Source organism: Tissierellales bacterium (genome assembly GCA_035301805.1).
In the GTDB taxonomy this organism is placed as follows: Bacteria; Bacillota; Clostridia; order Tissierellales; family DATGTQ01; genus DATGTQ01.
In genome coordinates this window covers 1-14,095 of sequence record DATGTQ010000132.1, presented here as the reverse complement: position 1 = coordinate 14,095, position 14,095 = coordinate 1, and the positions used below count along the sequence as shown (strand labels likewise).

Sequence of the window (14,095 nt, the reverse complement as noted above, 5' to 3'; positions counted from 1 at the left end):
TCAGACCCTCTGTCAACTTTAAAATCTAATTTTTTTAAAAATTCAATTGTTTGATTTACTGTTAAATAGTCTTTTTCCATTTCAAAAGGCATATTTATATAAATATCTATGGGAGCCTTTACTATTTTTTCAAGTAATACTAATTCTTGCGGCCTATAGCTGAAGAATTTATCTATTATTACAAAATCCAAATTATCAAAAAAACTTAAATCTTTTTCTAAAGTTTCTATGGCTTTAAAAAAACTTTCTTCTCTATCCATTAATCCATTGTCTTCTAAAAACTTTTCATATCTAGAATATATTATTCCAATTTCTTTATAAAAAAGGCTATTAGGAATTCTATTATTAAAACATTCATCATTTATCAAAGATCTTTTTATTTCTCCAATTATACCACTAATGCTTTTTACAAATCCTTCTGTATGTACTAGTTCTTTATAATATACTATTTCTCCTGCTTGTTCTAATTCTATTAAAATTTTTGATATAATACTTTCCTTCATTTCTTTGTCTATAAAAGTATAACTGTTGTTATCTAATAATCTATCTACAATATCATCAAAAGTAAAAGCATTAATATTAAAAGCACCCTTTAAATCTTTTAAGAGTGCTCTTCTATATTCAGTCAATAATTTCCCATTTGGTAAAATATAAAAAAATTTATCTCCCTTATTTTTCCTTACATAATCTTTTGCCATTAACAATAGTTCTTTATCCCGGTCATTATCTGTAGACCCATAATAGACTACTCTTTTTACCATAATTTCACCTCAAGTTTGTAAAACTATTACTTAATATTATCAAAAGCAATTTTTGCAGCACCTATCACACCTGCATCATTTAAATATTTAGCTGGAAGTATTTCCATACCTTCTGGACTATTGCAATATACTTTATAATTTTCTATCATTTTATTCCACCATTTTTCTCTTGAATTAATAACTCCACCACCAATTATTAATCCTTGTGGATCAAATATATTTTTAATACTTACTATAAATGTAGCTAAATCCTTGGTAAATTTATCTATTGTTTCTATGCAAGCGGGATCATTATTATTTTTAAATATTTCTTCCCCCATTAAATGGTTGCCTGTTATTTCTTCATAATTAACTTCTATACCTGTTCCAGAAATATATCTTTCTGCACAACCTTTTTGTCCACAACCACAAGACCTACCGTTAGGATATAGTATAGAATGGCCTAACTCTGCTCCTTGATATTTATTCCCATGCCATATACCTGTTTTTTTATTCCATATACCTCCACCTACACCGGTACCTAAGGTTATCATAATAAAACTCTCTAATCCTTTACCTCCACCTACCCAGCCTTCACAAATTGCTGCTACATTTGCATCGTTTTCCACAAACACTGGTAAGCCACCAAATTTTTTTGCCATTTCTTCTTTTAAATTTACTCCTACCCAATCCCCAATATTTCCACCATGATATAGTACTTGTCCCTTTTCTGTATCTATAAATCCAGGAGTACCTATTCCTATTCCCTTTATTTCTTCATCTTTCATTAATTCTTTTATAACATCAGCTATTCCATCTAATACTCCTTGCCTTCCATCTTTATCTTTAGTTTCTATAGTAATCTTATTTAATATTCTGCCTTTTTCATTTACTACACCGCCGTTAATTTTAGTACCACCTAAATCTATTCCAATAACCTTTCCCATTTTACATGCCTCCATTTATATGAATTTCTTTAATTCTAGAAAAAGATTTTCTAAAAATTCATAATTAATATATCCCGCTCCAACTAGATAATAATAATCCATAAGTTTGGGATGAAATTCTAATTGTAATAATTCCTTAGTAAATATATGGGCTGCAATATCACTAGTTTTAACTACTGGATATTCTCTTTTTACAATTCCTATATGTTTAACTATTAATGGCTCCAATTTTTCACTTGTAATTCCTATTTCCTTGTTCTCTAAGCAATGAAATAATTCATGAGCCAACTGTATCTCTTTTATTTGATTATAATTAAAAGTGTTGCTTAGCTCTAATTCCTTAAGTTTTTCTTCAATTCTACTTATAGATTTATTATAAAGTACTATCTTTTTCTTTCCATCATATTTTCCTCTAAGCTTAATTAATTCAAAACCATATTCGTCAGTATCTAATATAACCTTTATCCCTTTATCTTCACAAATTTTTTCTAAATCTATTGTAGCATAAGTTGATAATAATTTCTTAGCAGTCTCTAAACCAATGTTAATAGATTCTTCTACATAATATTTAATCTCTTCATCTGGCATCTTCTTATATAACTCATCTTCCCTTAATTCTGCCAAAGACATAACCTTATCTGTAGCTAAATTTTCGAGTTTATTTAACTCCAATGAAAACAACCCCTTTACAAGTGAGAAAAAGGGATGGTCCTTTTTTCTCACTTTATACTAAATTTTCAACTCTTTTTCCGTTAAATCTTTTTCTGTACATACCTTTATACCATTATTAAGTAATAACCCAGCTGTTATTCCTTTCCCCTCAGTTAATATACCACTGAAACTCCCATCATATATTTTACCATTTCCACAAGAAGGACTTTTAGATTTAAGTATTGCTTTTTTTGCCCCTACTACCTTTGCAATTGCTAATGTCTTTTTAGCTCCCTCTAAAAACTTTTCTGTACAATCTTCGCCATTCTTATTTATTACCTTAATATTATCATTATTCATGATAATTTCGCAAGGAGTTCTTGGAATTGAAAGTCCTCCTAATACTTCTGGACATACTGGTACAGCCTTACCTTCTTCCACTAATCTTTTTACTCTTTCATCTGTATTATCCCTTCCATCATACCTACATTTAATTCCTGCAAAACATGCACTTACTATGTACAATACCACACCACCTTTAGAACTGAAAAAAGTGAGAAATGAGAATGTGAGAAAAAGGACCATCCCTCTTTCTCACTTTTTCTCAGTTTATAATTAATTGTCTATTTGTTGCGTCAAGTTTCGCTTTTATCCCGAAGGGGATGGTTATCATTGGCTGGCAATGGCCTGATTGGAAATTATATATTGTTGGTTTGCCTAAAGGCTTTATAATGTCCTTAATAACCTGCCTTAAGGAAAGACTGTCTGCATATTCAGAAGTTTTAGCCTCGCAATTGTTAAAATCTCCTAAAATAATTCCACTGGCATCTTTAAACTTTCCAGCTAATCTTAACTGGGTAAACATCCTATCTATACAATAAGGTTCTTCTCCTATTTCTTCAATAAATAATATCTTTCCTTTTGTGTCAATTTCATAAGGTGTTCCTAAGGTATCAGCAAGTAGACATAAATTTCCTCCAATTATCTTCCCTTCTGCTATTCCTCCATTTATTATTTCTATTTCTTCCTCTGGAGGGTTTACAAGTTCTCCTATCAAGTTATTTTCTAATACTGAATTATATAAACTATTCTTTGAAAAATCATCAAAGTCTTCAATCATATTAGATGCTACCATTGGTCCGTGGAAGGTTACTAAGTTTGATTTTTGATTTATAGCTATATGGAGAGCTGTTATATCACTATAGCCTATAAATACTTTGGGATTATTTTTTATTGCTTCATAGTCTAATAATTCTAATATTCTTGGGGTTCCATATCCGCCCCTCATACAGATAATACCGTCAATATTTTCATCTTCAAACATATTATTAAGTTCTTCTGCCCTTGATTTATCTGAGCCTGCAAGATATCCATATTCTTCATAACAACTTTCTCCTACTTCGACTTTAAAGCCCATTTTCATTAATTGTTTATAGGCTTTTTCAACATTTTCCTTAGAAGTAGGACTGGCGGGAGATATTAATCCCAGTCTATCCCCAAATTTCAATCCTTTTGGTCTTAACATGTAAATCCTCCTCTACTACATAAAAAACAGTTTTGAAACATATACCGCTACTAATAATCCAGCTAAATCAGCTAATAAGCCTGCTGGCAACGCGTGCCTTGATTTCTTAATTGCTACAGATCCAAAGTATACTGCTAATACATAAAAAGTAGTTTCTGTAGACCCCATCATAACTGCAGCCATTCGCCCTAATAGGGAATCAGGACCATGGGTAGTAATCATATCAGACATTACCCCTTGGGCTCCTCCCCCTGATAGTGGCCTCATGAAAGCCATGGGTAGGACTTCACCAGGTATTCCAATAGCACTTGTTATTGGACTTAGTGCCTTAGTTAATAAATCCATAGCTCCAGATGCTCTAAAAGCCCCTATAGCAACTAACATAGCTACAAGGAAAGGAATTATTCTTACTGCTGTACTGAAGCCTTCTTTTGCTCCTTCAGTAAAAGACTCATATACCTTAACCTTCCTAATCATTCCAAAAAGAATTATTCCTACAAACGTAAATGGTATTGCATATTTTGAAATTCCTTCAACAATCTTAACAAACATATTCCCTTCCTCCTTTATTTTTTAGTTTCTCCATACTGACTTTGCAACTTATATTTAGGTAATTTCCCCAACATTTTAGTAGCAATAATAGCAACAACAGTTGATGCTACAGTTGCTACTATTGTAGGTCCTATAATATTTGTTGGATTAGTGGCACCTGCAGCTGTCAAAATAGCTATGGTAGATGCTGGTATTAAAGTTACAGATGAAGTATTGATTGCTAAGAACATTACCATTGCATCTGTAGCTGTATCTTTCTGTTCATTTAACTCTTGTAATTCTTGCATTGCCTTCAACCCTAAAGGTGTAGCAGCATTTCCTAATCCAAGAATATTGGCTGCTATATTCATAACCATAGCTCCCATAGCTGGATGATCTTCCGGTACATCTGGGAATAATCGAACTGTTATAGGTCTTAACCCTTTAGCAATTTTTTCAACTAAACCAGAATCCTCAGCAATTTTCATAATACCTAGCCATAAGGCCATTACCCCTATTAGCCCCATAGCTAGTTCTACTCCAGTCTTTGCATTTTCAATAGCGGCCTCAGTTACTGCCTCTATATTTCCCGTAACTGCTCCTACAACGAAACCAATAATTAATAATGCTGCCCAAATAACATTAATCATCTTACAAAACCCCCTTATTTAATATTTTTATCCATTTTATATTATATTTTAATACATAATGTATTAACTTAAAATACAGTGGCTATTTCTTTTATATTAGCTAAATCCTCTCTATAATCTTCATCCTCGGGGTTTAAGCTATTAATAACTACACCACTAGATTTACCTGTAGCATGAATATACTTGTCATTGCCTATGTACATGGCAACATGTCCAGGATAATAAAGTAAATCTCCTAATTGTATTTCTTCCTTACTTATTCTTTTCATACCAAACTCTTCTTTAATCTGTGAATCTCTATATATTATTATACCATTTATTAAATAAGTAATTGAACAAAGTCCAGAACAATCAATTCCCAAAGTGGATTTACCACCCCAGCGGTATTGAGTACCTAAATAAGTTAAGGCTGTTTCTACTACCCTTTTTCTTAAAAGCTTTTCATTCTGTCCTTGTCTAGTTCGGGTCCTCTCCCCGACAAAATCCCTTCTAATCCATCCTATTTTTCCATTGGGAATTTCAATTTCTACCCATTCTTCTTTTTCTTTTCCTGTAAGTTTAATTATAGCACCTCTTGTCAATTGGAGAATGGGAAAACTTTGGTATCTTGGTTCTGCCATTGCATCTCCAATACCCCAATTAAATATATGATTTGCCTCTTCATCCCATTTACTACAGCTCTCATCTATCAATAACTGACTTTCGTGAATATATCCTTTATATCTATAATCTGTTTCAACAAAATACCAACCTTCTTCATTTTCTTCTAGTATTTTTACGGTTCTACCAAAAAGTGTTTCATCTGCTAATTCTTTTTCAAATCCCGGTTCTTGTTTTAAAGAACCTATAGTAGTTTTGACAACGCCAACCTTTTCCATGTAACCCCCTCCTATTTTACTAAATGACAAGCCACATAATGATTACTTCCTCCATCCTTAAATCTTGGCTCAGTTTCTTCACATATATTTTCAGAATACCTACACCTAGTATGGAATCTACAGCCCTTTGGTGGATTTAATGGGCTAGGTACATCTCCTTCTAGTAATATTTCTTCCTTTTTAACTCCTACTTCTGGAATTGGTATAGCTGATAATAGAGCTCGAGTATAAGGATGTAAAGGGTTTCTATATAATTCATCTCCATCTGCTAGTTCCACTATCTTTCCTAGATACATAACTCCTATTCTATCACTTAAATGTTTTACTACACTTAGGTCATGGGCTATAAATATATAGGTTAAAGACAATTTTTGTTGAAGTTCATTCAACAAATTTAATATTTGGGATTGGATAGATACATCTAAGGCAGATACAGGCTCATCAGCAATAATTAAGTCTGGATTCAATGCTAAAGCCCTTGCAACTCCAACTCTTTGTCTTTGGCCTCCACTAAATTCATGAGGATATCTAGACATATAAACAGGGTCCAATCCTACTTCATCTAACAGATTAGAAACTAATTTATCTCTTTGTTTCTTATTTATATTAGGTTGATGTATTTCATAACCTTGACCAACTATTTCTTTCACAGTTTTTCTCGGGTTTAAGGAAGAAAAAGGATCTTGAAAAATCATTTGCATTTCCCTGCGAGTATCTAACATTTCATTTTTAGTAAAGTTTAATATATTTTCATCTTTAAAAATAACATCCCCTTCCATCGGTTCAACAAGCCTTAATATACTTCTTCCTAAGGTAGACTTACCACATCCACTTTCCCCAACTAGTCCGAGAGTTTCCCCTTTTTCTACATAAAAGGACACCCCATCTACGGCTTTTACATAACCTGTTATTCTATTAAAAAAACCCCCTCTTATTGGAAAAAAGGTTTTTAAATCTTTTACCTCTAATAAAATATCTTCCACTTTAATCCTCCTTCCCATCTATTAACCAACAGGCAACTTTCCTATCTGGTTCTCCTAATGATACTAGTTTAGGTTCTTCTTCCAAACATTCTTTTTTTACATATTCACAACGAGAACTAAAGCTACAACCTTCTGGTAAATTATAAAAGGTTGGTACATTTCCCTTTATAACATGTAATTGTTCTTTTCTTTTACCTGTTAGCTTTGGAATAGAATTTAACAATCCAATAGTATATGGATGTTGAGGATTATTGAAAATATCTTCTACATTTCCCTGTTCTACTATTTTTCCAGCATACATAACTATTACTTTATCTGCCATTTCTGCCACTACGCCTAAATCATGGGTAATAAATAGTATAGAAGAATTATATTCTTTTTTCAAGTTCCTCATCAAATGTAATATTTGAGCTTGAATAGTTACATCTAAAGCTGTAGTGGGTTCATCAGCAATTAAAAGTGTAGGATTGCAGCTTAAAGCCATAGCAATCATAACCCTTTGTCTCATACCTCCTGAAAGCTGATGAGGATATTCTTTTACTCTTTTTTCTGGTAATGGAATACCTACCTTCCTAAGCATTTCAATAGACTTTTTATTGGCCTCACTTTTATTTAAACCTTGGTGTAGAATAATACTTTCAGTAATTTGATTACCTACAGTATATACGGGATTTAAGGAAGTCATAGGCTCCTGAAATATCATAGCTATATCATTTCCTCGGATATTTCTCATTTCAGATTCACTTTTTCTCAATAAATTTTCCTCGTTAAATAGTATTTCCCCAGAAACATATTTTCCTGGAGGAGTTGGTATTAATTTTAATATGGACATAGCGGTAACTGATTTTCCGCAACCCGATTCTCCTACTACACAAAGGGTCTCACCTTTTTCTATATTAAATGATACTCCATCTACAGCTGGTACTATCCCCTCTAAAGTATGAAAATAAGTTCTTAAATCATTGACCTCTAACATAATCAATCCCCCTTAGTCATCCATTCTTGGGTCAAGAGCATCCCTTAATCCATCTCCAAATAAATTAAACCCATAAACTGTTAACGCAATAGCTATACCTGGAAATATGACTAAATGGGAAGCTGAAATAAAATATTTTCTTCCATATTCTATCATCGAACCCCATGTTGCCGTAGGTGGTTGAGCCCCCAATCCTAAAAAAGAAAGTCCTGCTTCTGACATAATAGCCCCTGATATACCCATAGTTGTTGATATAATTACTGGTGCCATACAATTAGGTAAGATTTCCTTAAAAATAATTTCTGCATCTGAAGCTCCTAAGGACTTAGCAGCTTCTACAAATTCCACATCTCTTAAGGCTAAAACTTGTCCCCTAATCATTCTACACATACCTGACCAACCTACAAATCCTAAGGCAAAAAACACTGTATATAATCCTGGTCCTATAGCTACTGATATAACTATAGCAAATAGAAAAGTTGGAAATGCATCCATTATCTCTGCAATTCGCATTATGACCATATCAACCTTTCCACCATAATAACCTGCTAAAGCTCCTAAAGGAATACCTATTCCTAAAGTAACTACCCTTGAAAACAATCCAACAGTTAAGGAAATTCTAGAACCATATACTACTCTGCTAAATAAATCTCTTCCCATCCAATCCGTTCCAAACCAATGATCCTTACTTGGTCCTTCTAGTGCATTTTTCAAGTCAAAATCTTCTATTGGATCATAGGGTGAAATAATAGGTGCGAAAATTGCAACAAAAATTAAAAAAATTACTATATATAAACCAACCATCGCACTTTTATCTCTTTTCAATCTATTAAATGCTATAGACCAAGGAGTAGTAGGCCTTGTTTTATTTTTAGTAATTTTCGTATTTTTAGTAGCTTCCATATGTTTTCCCCCTTAATTGAATCTAATTCTTGGATTAATAATTCCATAGGCTATGTCTACCAATAAATTAAAAAATACAAATATAAAAGATTGGAATATAAAACATCCCATTGCTACTGGAATTTCCCTTCTCATAACAGCATTTACTGTAAAAGAGCCTATACCTGGTAATTCAAAAATAGACTCTGTTAGTACTGAACCAGTTAATAAAAATCCAATACTCATTATTAAATCTGTAACAATAGGAATTGCAGCATTTCTTAAAGCATGTTTATATATTATTATCTTCTGTGATAGTCCTTTAGATTTAGCAGTTCTAATATAATCTTGCCTTATTACTTCTAACATACAAGAACGGGTAAGCCTTGCTTGATAAGCAGCAGAGCTTAAACCTAGTACTATGGAAGGTAATATATAATATTTTAAACTTCCATCCCCTATACCAGAAACTGGTAGAATCTTAAGCCATACTCCAAATATATACATCATAAGTAAGCCAAAAAATATTACTGGCATAGATACTCCTAATAAAGTTATGCTTCTTACAATTCTGTCAATTGCAGAATTTTGCTTCACTGCAGCGATTATCCCAAAAGTTAACCCTATTACTGTAGATATTATAAAAGACATTAAAGCTAATTTTAATGTAATTGGGAACCTTTCTCTAATTGATTCGGCAACACTTTTATTATTTATATAGGATTTTCCTAAATCTCCCCTTACTAATCTTTTCATATACATTAAATATTGTTCATGAAAAGGTTTGTCTAAACCTAGCTCTTCAATAGCTTTTTGTCTAATTTCTTCAGAAGCTCTTTCCCCAACTATATCTGTTACTACATCTCCCGGTACAAAGTACATAAGAGAGAAAGTAATTAAAGAAACTCCAATAAGTACTGGTATCAAAGCAAATATTCTTTTAAAGAAATAACTATTCATTTGGTCTCCCCCTTTTTTAGAGAAAAAGAATCTTCTACATGACTATTCTTAAATACAGAAAATAGTTTCTGAAGATTCTTTTTACTCTAATTATGATAACCTTAATAATTATCTATCTAGCCAAATGTCCAACATCTTATCCGCATTAAATATTCTATAATCTTTAATGCCTTTCACCTCTGGCTTATATAAATTCCAATTTACACTTACATATATCCAAGCTCTTGCTGCATCTTCTACTATAATATCTTCTATTTCATGATATATTTTTATTCTTTCTTCTGAATCTAAAATATTATGGGACTTTTCTAATAATTTATCTACTTCAGGATTATCATACCTTGTCTCATTACCTCCACCACCAGACATTGAAGAATGGAATAATGGATATAAATAATTTTCTGCATCAGGATAATCTGCCCCCCAACTTAACCAGAAAGCATCTGCATTACCTAGTCTAACTTCTTCTCTATAAGCATTCCATTCCATAGAGGTCAGTTTTGGTTCAAACCCTGCTTCTTTTAACATAGCCTGGATTGGTTCTAATATTTCTACATTTTCAGTAGCCTCTGCATATAAAAATTCAAATTTACATGGATTCTCTTTAGAGTAGCCTGCTTCTTTAAGAAGTTCTTTTGCTTTATCTGGGTCGTATTCATAAGCCTTAAAATCATCTCTATACCCCTCTAGTCCCGGGGGGATAGGTCCATGACTTACAATGGCATTATCTTTTCTTACTGTATTTATTAAGGTTTCTTTATCTATGGCATAGTTGAAAGCTTGACGAACCTTTACATCATCAAAAGGCTCAGTATTAGAGGTTAAACCTATATAATAATTCCAGAATGTATTTACATTTACTATATAAGGTTCATAGTCTGGATTGTTTTTAAATCTTTCTAAATCTTCTGAGGGAATTCCTAAATAATCAATATTCCCTGCTTCAAATTCTGCTACAGCTGTAGCATTTTCTTCTATAACTCTATATTGTATTCCATCCAAATAAGGCCTGCCATCAAAATAATCTTCATTTCCGTTTAACACCAGCTTATCCCCTGCTGAATAACTTTCGAAGATATAAGGTCCTGTTCCAACAGGCTCTAAAGCATAATCCTTTTGATCTGAATATTTTTTAATTTCTTCCTCATCTACTATATGGGCTGCCGGCATTCCTAACATAGATAAGAATGGTGCAAAAGGTTGCTCTAAAGTAATTTGTAATTTATAATCTTCTAATACTTCAATACCTTCAATTTCATCTGCTTTTCCTTCATTAAAATCTTCAGCACCTTTAACCTTTTCAAAAACCCAAGTTCTTGGACTATTTACTTCTGGATTCATAACCCTTTCAAAGGAGTATTTTACATCTTCTGCTGTACATGAATTTCCATTATGAAACTTAGCATTTTCAACTAATGTAAAAACGTAGGTTACATCATCAGGTGTTTCCCAAGATTCTGCCAATCCAGGAATTATCTTGCCCTCAGTATCAAAACGAATAAGAGAATCATAGATTAAAGAAACTAAAGAGCCATCTAAAGCTGCAGTAGCAAATGCTGGATCTAATGTTTCAAAATCTGAACCAATATAAGTACTATATATTCCCCCATACTTAGGTTCTCCTGATTCATTTCCCTCTTTCGGTCCATCTACATCTTTTTCCTTAGGGCCACAGCCTGTTAAGACCAGTGTGAATATTAAAAAAATTGAAAAAATTAAACTAATTCTTCTCTTCTTTAACACAGTTATCCCCCTTTATTTTAATATTTTATATTAATAACCCTAATCATAAATAACATTTTTTATTTCTCTAAACCCAAGACCATCACTATTATTCAGTCTTATATTGTATTCATCATAGACAACTCCTCCCTTTATTGGGTCTTCTGCCAATAAATTAGGACTGTCTAAATCAAATTTAGTAATAACTTTTTTCCCTCCCGCTAAATGAGAAGCCGCCGTTAAACCTATTTTACTTTCCATCATACAACCTAACATACATTCAATACCATAAACTTCTGCAATATTGCATATTTTTAATGCATTGTATATTCCACCAGTTTTCATTAACTTTATATTCACCATATCTGCAGCCCTATTTTCTATAATATTAATAGCATCTTCCGGTGAAAAAACACTTTCATCGGCTAAAACTGGTATAGATACATTGTCAGTTACAAATTTTAATCCTTTAATATCTTTTGCATATACAGGTTGCTCTACTAGTTCAATATTTAGCCCTAGATCCTCCATATTTGTCAATACTTTAACAGCTTCTTTTGGAGTCCAACCTTGATTTGCATCAATTCGGATTCTAATATTAGGTCCTACTGCCTCTCTAATAGCTTTTAATCTAGTAATATCTAATTCCCAATCCTTTCCTACCTTTACCTTCAACGTTTCATAGCCTTTTTTAACTGCTAAAATGCTGTCTTCTGCCATTTCTTCTGGGGAGTTAACACTAATAGTAATATCTGTAGTAATTTTATTTCTATATCCTCCTAAAAGTTCATATACAGGTGCCTTATGAAGCTGACCATATAGATCATATACTGCCATATCTACTGCTGCTTTAGCATTTGAATTTCCTACTAAAGATTTATTTATTCTATACATAATTTCTTCAATATTTTTTACTTCTAATCCAATAATATTAGGTTTTATAAGCTCCATAATTGCCCACTTTATAGAACCAGTTGTATCTCCAGTAATTACTGGAGTAATTGCACCTTCCCCATAGCCTACATGGTCTGTATCTGTTTCAATTCTTACTATTACATTTTCCAATACATCTAATTCCCTAAGGGCAGTCTTAAAGGTTTTTTTCAATGATACTTTTATTTCCCCAACATGAATATCTTTAATTTTCAAAATGACCCCTCCTCCCTTACTTAATTATTCATTATACCACTATTTAGCACCTATTTAAAGTGTTAGGGTGATATAAATAGTTTTCCACAATAAATATTGTCTAAGAAAGTTGTTCCCGTAGAAGTCTTAATGTCTAAAGTTGTTACGTCTGTTTTCATAACTTCTTTATACTCTAAATCCTCTTTTTCCCCTTCATAATAACCAGCAAATTGATGAATAATATAGTATTCCTAAGTTATCCATACCTTGTTGAGAAGTATTTCTGGGAAGTTTTATTCCGAAGGTTCTATATATATCCATTATCAAAGCGGAACAATCTCTTGTATTATTAGTTCCGCCCCAACCATACTTTTCATCCTTAAATTTAAAGGCTTGGGTTATAATATTTTCTACGGTATAAGAGAGGTAACCTTCAGAAAAGTTATTTGATTTGGAAATTACCTCTTTTTTAAAAGATAATTTTCCATCTTCATCTCTTTCAGGAAGCAAAATTTCCCATTCCTTATCTAATTCTAATCCTGTTAAAGGAATTTTTACTCCCATATCATAATCAATATTATCTATTGTTATTTGTCTATCTACTACTACTATAAAAGGATTATTATCTAAATAATTAAAAATTTCATCTCTTTCACCAATAGCTACATCCTCTTTAGGCAACCAGCCAATATAATTATATATTTTAGCAAAATACCACTCCCCATCTTTACTTTCATTGTATATAGTTACAGGTTCCAAGGAATATATTGCAGTTTCAACAAATCTATCAAATTCAATATCCCCCGGTTTCTTATAAACAGGTTCTGAAGTTGGAAAAGTTCTCATTTCACTTCTATTAACTACTACTCCATATTTTAAAGGGTTTTCACTTTCTATATTATTAATATTCAAATTGTCTATTAATTTATTATAAAAATCATTGTTTATTATATTCCCGTTTCTATCATATCTGTCTTCTTTAGGGATTGTACTAATTGATTGAATTAAATTTATTAGCTCCTTCTCATTTATAGTAGTCTCTTCTTTCAAATTATATAAACAATCTATTTTACTAAAATTTTCATCGTTAAAGTTTTTAATTTCATTTTCATCCATAAGAATTGAATCTACATTTTTAATTTTATTTATCCAAAATTCAGGAGTATCTAAGGTTGGTTTTATATTATCTACATCATCTGTTTTGGTAATCTTTCTCCCTTGCTCATTAGTTCCTATTAATTCTTCATTTTTATTTATGATTTCTTCATTAGAAAAAATCATAAATACAATAAATAAAAATATTAAAATAACGAGAGTTTTAAGAGCTTTTACCAAATATTAAACCTCCTAATAAATACTTAAATCTAATTTCTTTGATAAATCCTTTAATACTCCAATAGCCGCTATTGGATTACCTTTTAAATCTAGTGCTGGACTATAAACACCAATTCCCATTTTATTTGGAACTACACCTAGAATACCACCACCTACTCCACTTTTAGCTGGAAAACCTACATCTATA

At 31.9% G+C, this 14,095-nt stretch carries 16 protein-coding genes; all 16 read right to left on the bottom strand.

Annotation, left to right across the window (positions count from 1 at the left end; translation table 11 throughout):
* Window positions 1–761, bottom strand: a 761-nt coding sequence (locus VK071_06490) for a hypothetical protein (GenBank protein ID HLR34965.1), incomplete at its 3' end; no start/stop codon positions are given.
* Window positions 762–787: 26 nt separating this feature from the next.
* Window positions 788–1,687 carry an ROK family protein gene (locus VK071_06485; GenBank protein ID HLR34964.1) on the bottom strand — a complete coding sequence of 300 codons (900 nt, stop codon included), beginning with the start codon at window positions 1,685–1,687 and terminating at the stop codon, window positions 788–790.
* Between the two features lie 15 nt (window positions 1,688–1,702).
* Window positions 1,703–2,359 carry a hypothetical protein gene (locus VK071_06480; GenBank protein ID HLR34963.1) on the bottom strand — a complete coding sequence of 219 codons (657 nt, stop codon included), beginning with the start codon at window positions 2,357–2,359 and terminating at the stop codon, window positions 1,703–1,705.
* 57 nt (window positions 2,360–2,416) lie between these two features.
* Entirely contained in the window at window positions 2,417–2,869 is a 453-nt protein-coding gene (locus tag VK071_06475; protein HLR34962.1) for a DUF523 domain-containing protein, read from the bottom strand.
* A gap of 73 nt (window positions 2,870–2,942) precedes the next feature.
* Window positions 2,943–3,863: an LD-carboxypeptidase gene (locus tag VK071_06470; GenBank protein ID HLR34961.1), complete on the bottom strand. Its 921-nt coding sequence runs from the start codon at window positions 3,861–3,863 to the stop codon at window positions 2,943–2,945.
* A 15-nt stretch (window positions 3,864–3,878) separates the two neighbouring features.
* Window positions 3,879–4,415: a spore maturation protein gene (locus tag VK071_06465; GenBank protein ID HLR34960.1), complete on the bottom strand. Its 537-nt coding sequence runs from the start codon at window positions 4,413–4,415 to the stop codon at window positions 3,879–3,881.
* 14 nt (window positions 4,416–4,429) lie between these two features.
* Window positions 4,430–5,044 carry a nucleoside recognition domain-containing protein gene (locus VK071_06460; GenBank protein ID HLR34959.1) on the bottom strand — a complete coding sequence of 205 codons (615 nt, stop codon included), beginning with the start codon at window positions 5,042–5,044 and terminating at the stop codon, window positions 4,430–4,432.
* A gap of 68 nt (window positions 5,045–5,112) precedes the next feature.
* The gene (locus VK071_06455) at window positions 5,113–5,922 is read right to left on the bottom strand and encodes an NlpC/P60 family protein (protein ID HLR34958.1); all 810 of its coding nucleotides are present in this window, start codon (window positions 5,920–5,922) and stop codon (window positions 5,113–5,115) included.
* Window positions 5,923–5,933: 11 nt separating this feature from the next.
* Window positions 5,934–6,905 carry an oligopeptide/dipeptide ABC transporter ATP-binding protein gene (locus VK071_06450; GenBank protein HLR34957.1) on the bottom strand — a complete coding sequence of 324 codons (972 nt, stop codon included), beginning with the start codon at window positions 6,903–6,905 and terminating at the stop codon, window positions 5,934–5,936.
* A gap of 1 nt (window position 6,906) precedes the next feature.
* Window positions 6,907–7,881, bottom strand: a complete 975-nt coding sequence (locus tag VK071_06445; GenBank protein HLR34956.1) for an ABC transporter ATP-binding protein — start codon at window positions 7,879–7,881, stop codon at window positions 6,907–6,909.
* Between the two features lie 12 nt (window positions 7,882–7,893).
* A complete protein-coding gene (locus VK071_06440) occupies window positions 7,894–8,784 on the bottom strand; it encodes an ABC transporter permease (protein ID HLR34955.1) in 891 nt (296 codons plus the stop codon).
* A gap of 12 nt (window positions 8,785–8,796) precedes the next feature.
* The gene (locus tag VK071_06435) at window positions 8,797–9,723 is read right to left on the bottom strand and encodes an ABC transporter permease (GenBank protein ID HLR34954.1); all 927 of its coding nucleotides are present in this window, start codon (window positions 9,721–9,723) and stop codon (window positions 8,797–8,799) included.
* Window positions 9,724–9,831: 108 nt separating this feature from the next.
* Window positions 9,832–11,466 carry an ABC transporter substrate-binding protein gene (locus VK071_06430; protein ID HLR34953.1) on the bottom strand — a complete coding sequence of 545 codons (1,635 nt, stop codon included), beginning with the start codon at window positions 11,464–11,466 and terminating at the stop codon, window positions 9,832–9,834.
* A 39-nt stretch (window positions 11,467–11,505) separates the two neighbouring features.
* Window positions 11,506–12,594 carry a dipeptide epimerase gene (locus VK071_06425; GenBank protein HLR34952.1) on the bottom strand — a complete coding sequence of 363 codons (1,089 nt, stop codon included), beginning with the start codon at window positions 12,592–12,594 and terminating at the stop codon, window positions 11,506–11,508.
* 192 nt (window positions 12,595–12,786) lie between these two features.
* Entirely contained in the window at window positions 12,787–13,908 is a 1,122-nt protein-coding gene (locus VK071_06420) for an SH3 domain-containing protein (protein ID HLR34951.1), read from the bottom strand.
* A 12-nt stretch (window positions 13,909–13,920) separates the two neighbouring features.
* Window positions 13,921–14,094, bottom strand: a complete 174-nt coding sequence (locus VK071_06415) for a glutaminase (protein HLR34950.1) — start codon at window positions 14,092–14,094, stop codon at window positions 13,921–13,923.
* Window position 14,095 lies beyond the last annotated feature (1 nt).

Bases quoted from the DNA above. Each gene is read 5' to 3' on its own strand.
- VK071_06485 (HLR34964.1), bottom strand. From the start codon at position 1,687: ATGGGAAAGGTTATTGGAATAGATTTAGGTGGTACTAAAATTAACGGC.
- VK071_06470 (HLR34961.1), bottom strand. From the start codon at position 3,863: ATGTTAAGACCAAAAGGATTGAAATTTGGGGATAGACTGGGATTAATA.
- VK071_06465 (HLR34960.1), bottom strand. From the start codon at position 4,415: ATGTTTGTTAAGATTGTTGAAGGAATTTCAAAATATGCAATACCATTT.
- VK071_06460 (HLR34959.1), bottom strand. From the start codon at position 5,044: ATGATTAATGTTATTTGGGCAGCATTATTAATTATTGGTTTCGTTGTA.
- VK071_06455 (HLR34958.1), bottom strand. From the start codon at position 5,922: ATGGAAAAGGTTGGCGTTGTCAAAACTACTATAGGTTCTTTAAAACAA.
- VK071_06445 (HLR34956.1), bottom strand. From the start codon at position 7,881: ATGTTAGAGGTCAATGATTTAAGAACTTATTTTCATACTTTAGAGGGG.
- VK071_06440 (HLR34955.1), bottom strand. From the start codon at position 8,784: ATGGAAGCTACTAAAAATACGAAAATTACTAAAAATAAAACAAGGCCT.
- VK071_06435 (HLR34954.1), bottom strand. From the start codon at position 9,723: ATGAATAGTTATTTCTTTAAAAGAATATTTGCTTTGATACCAGTACTT.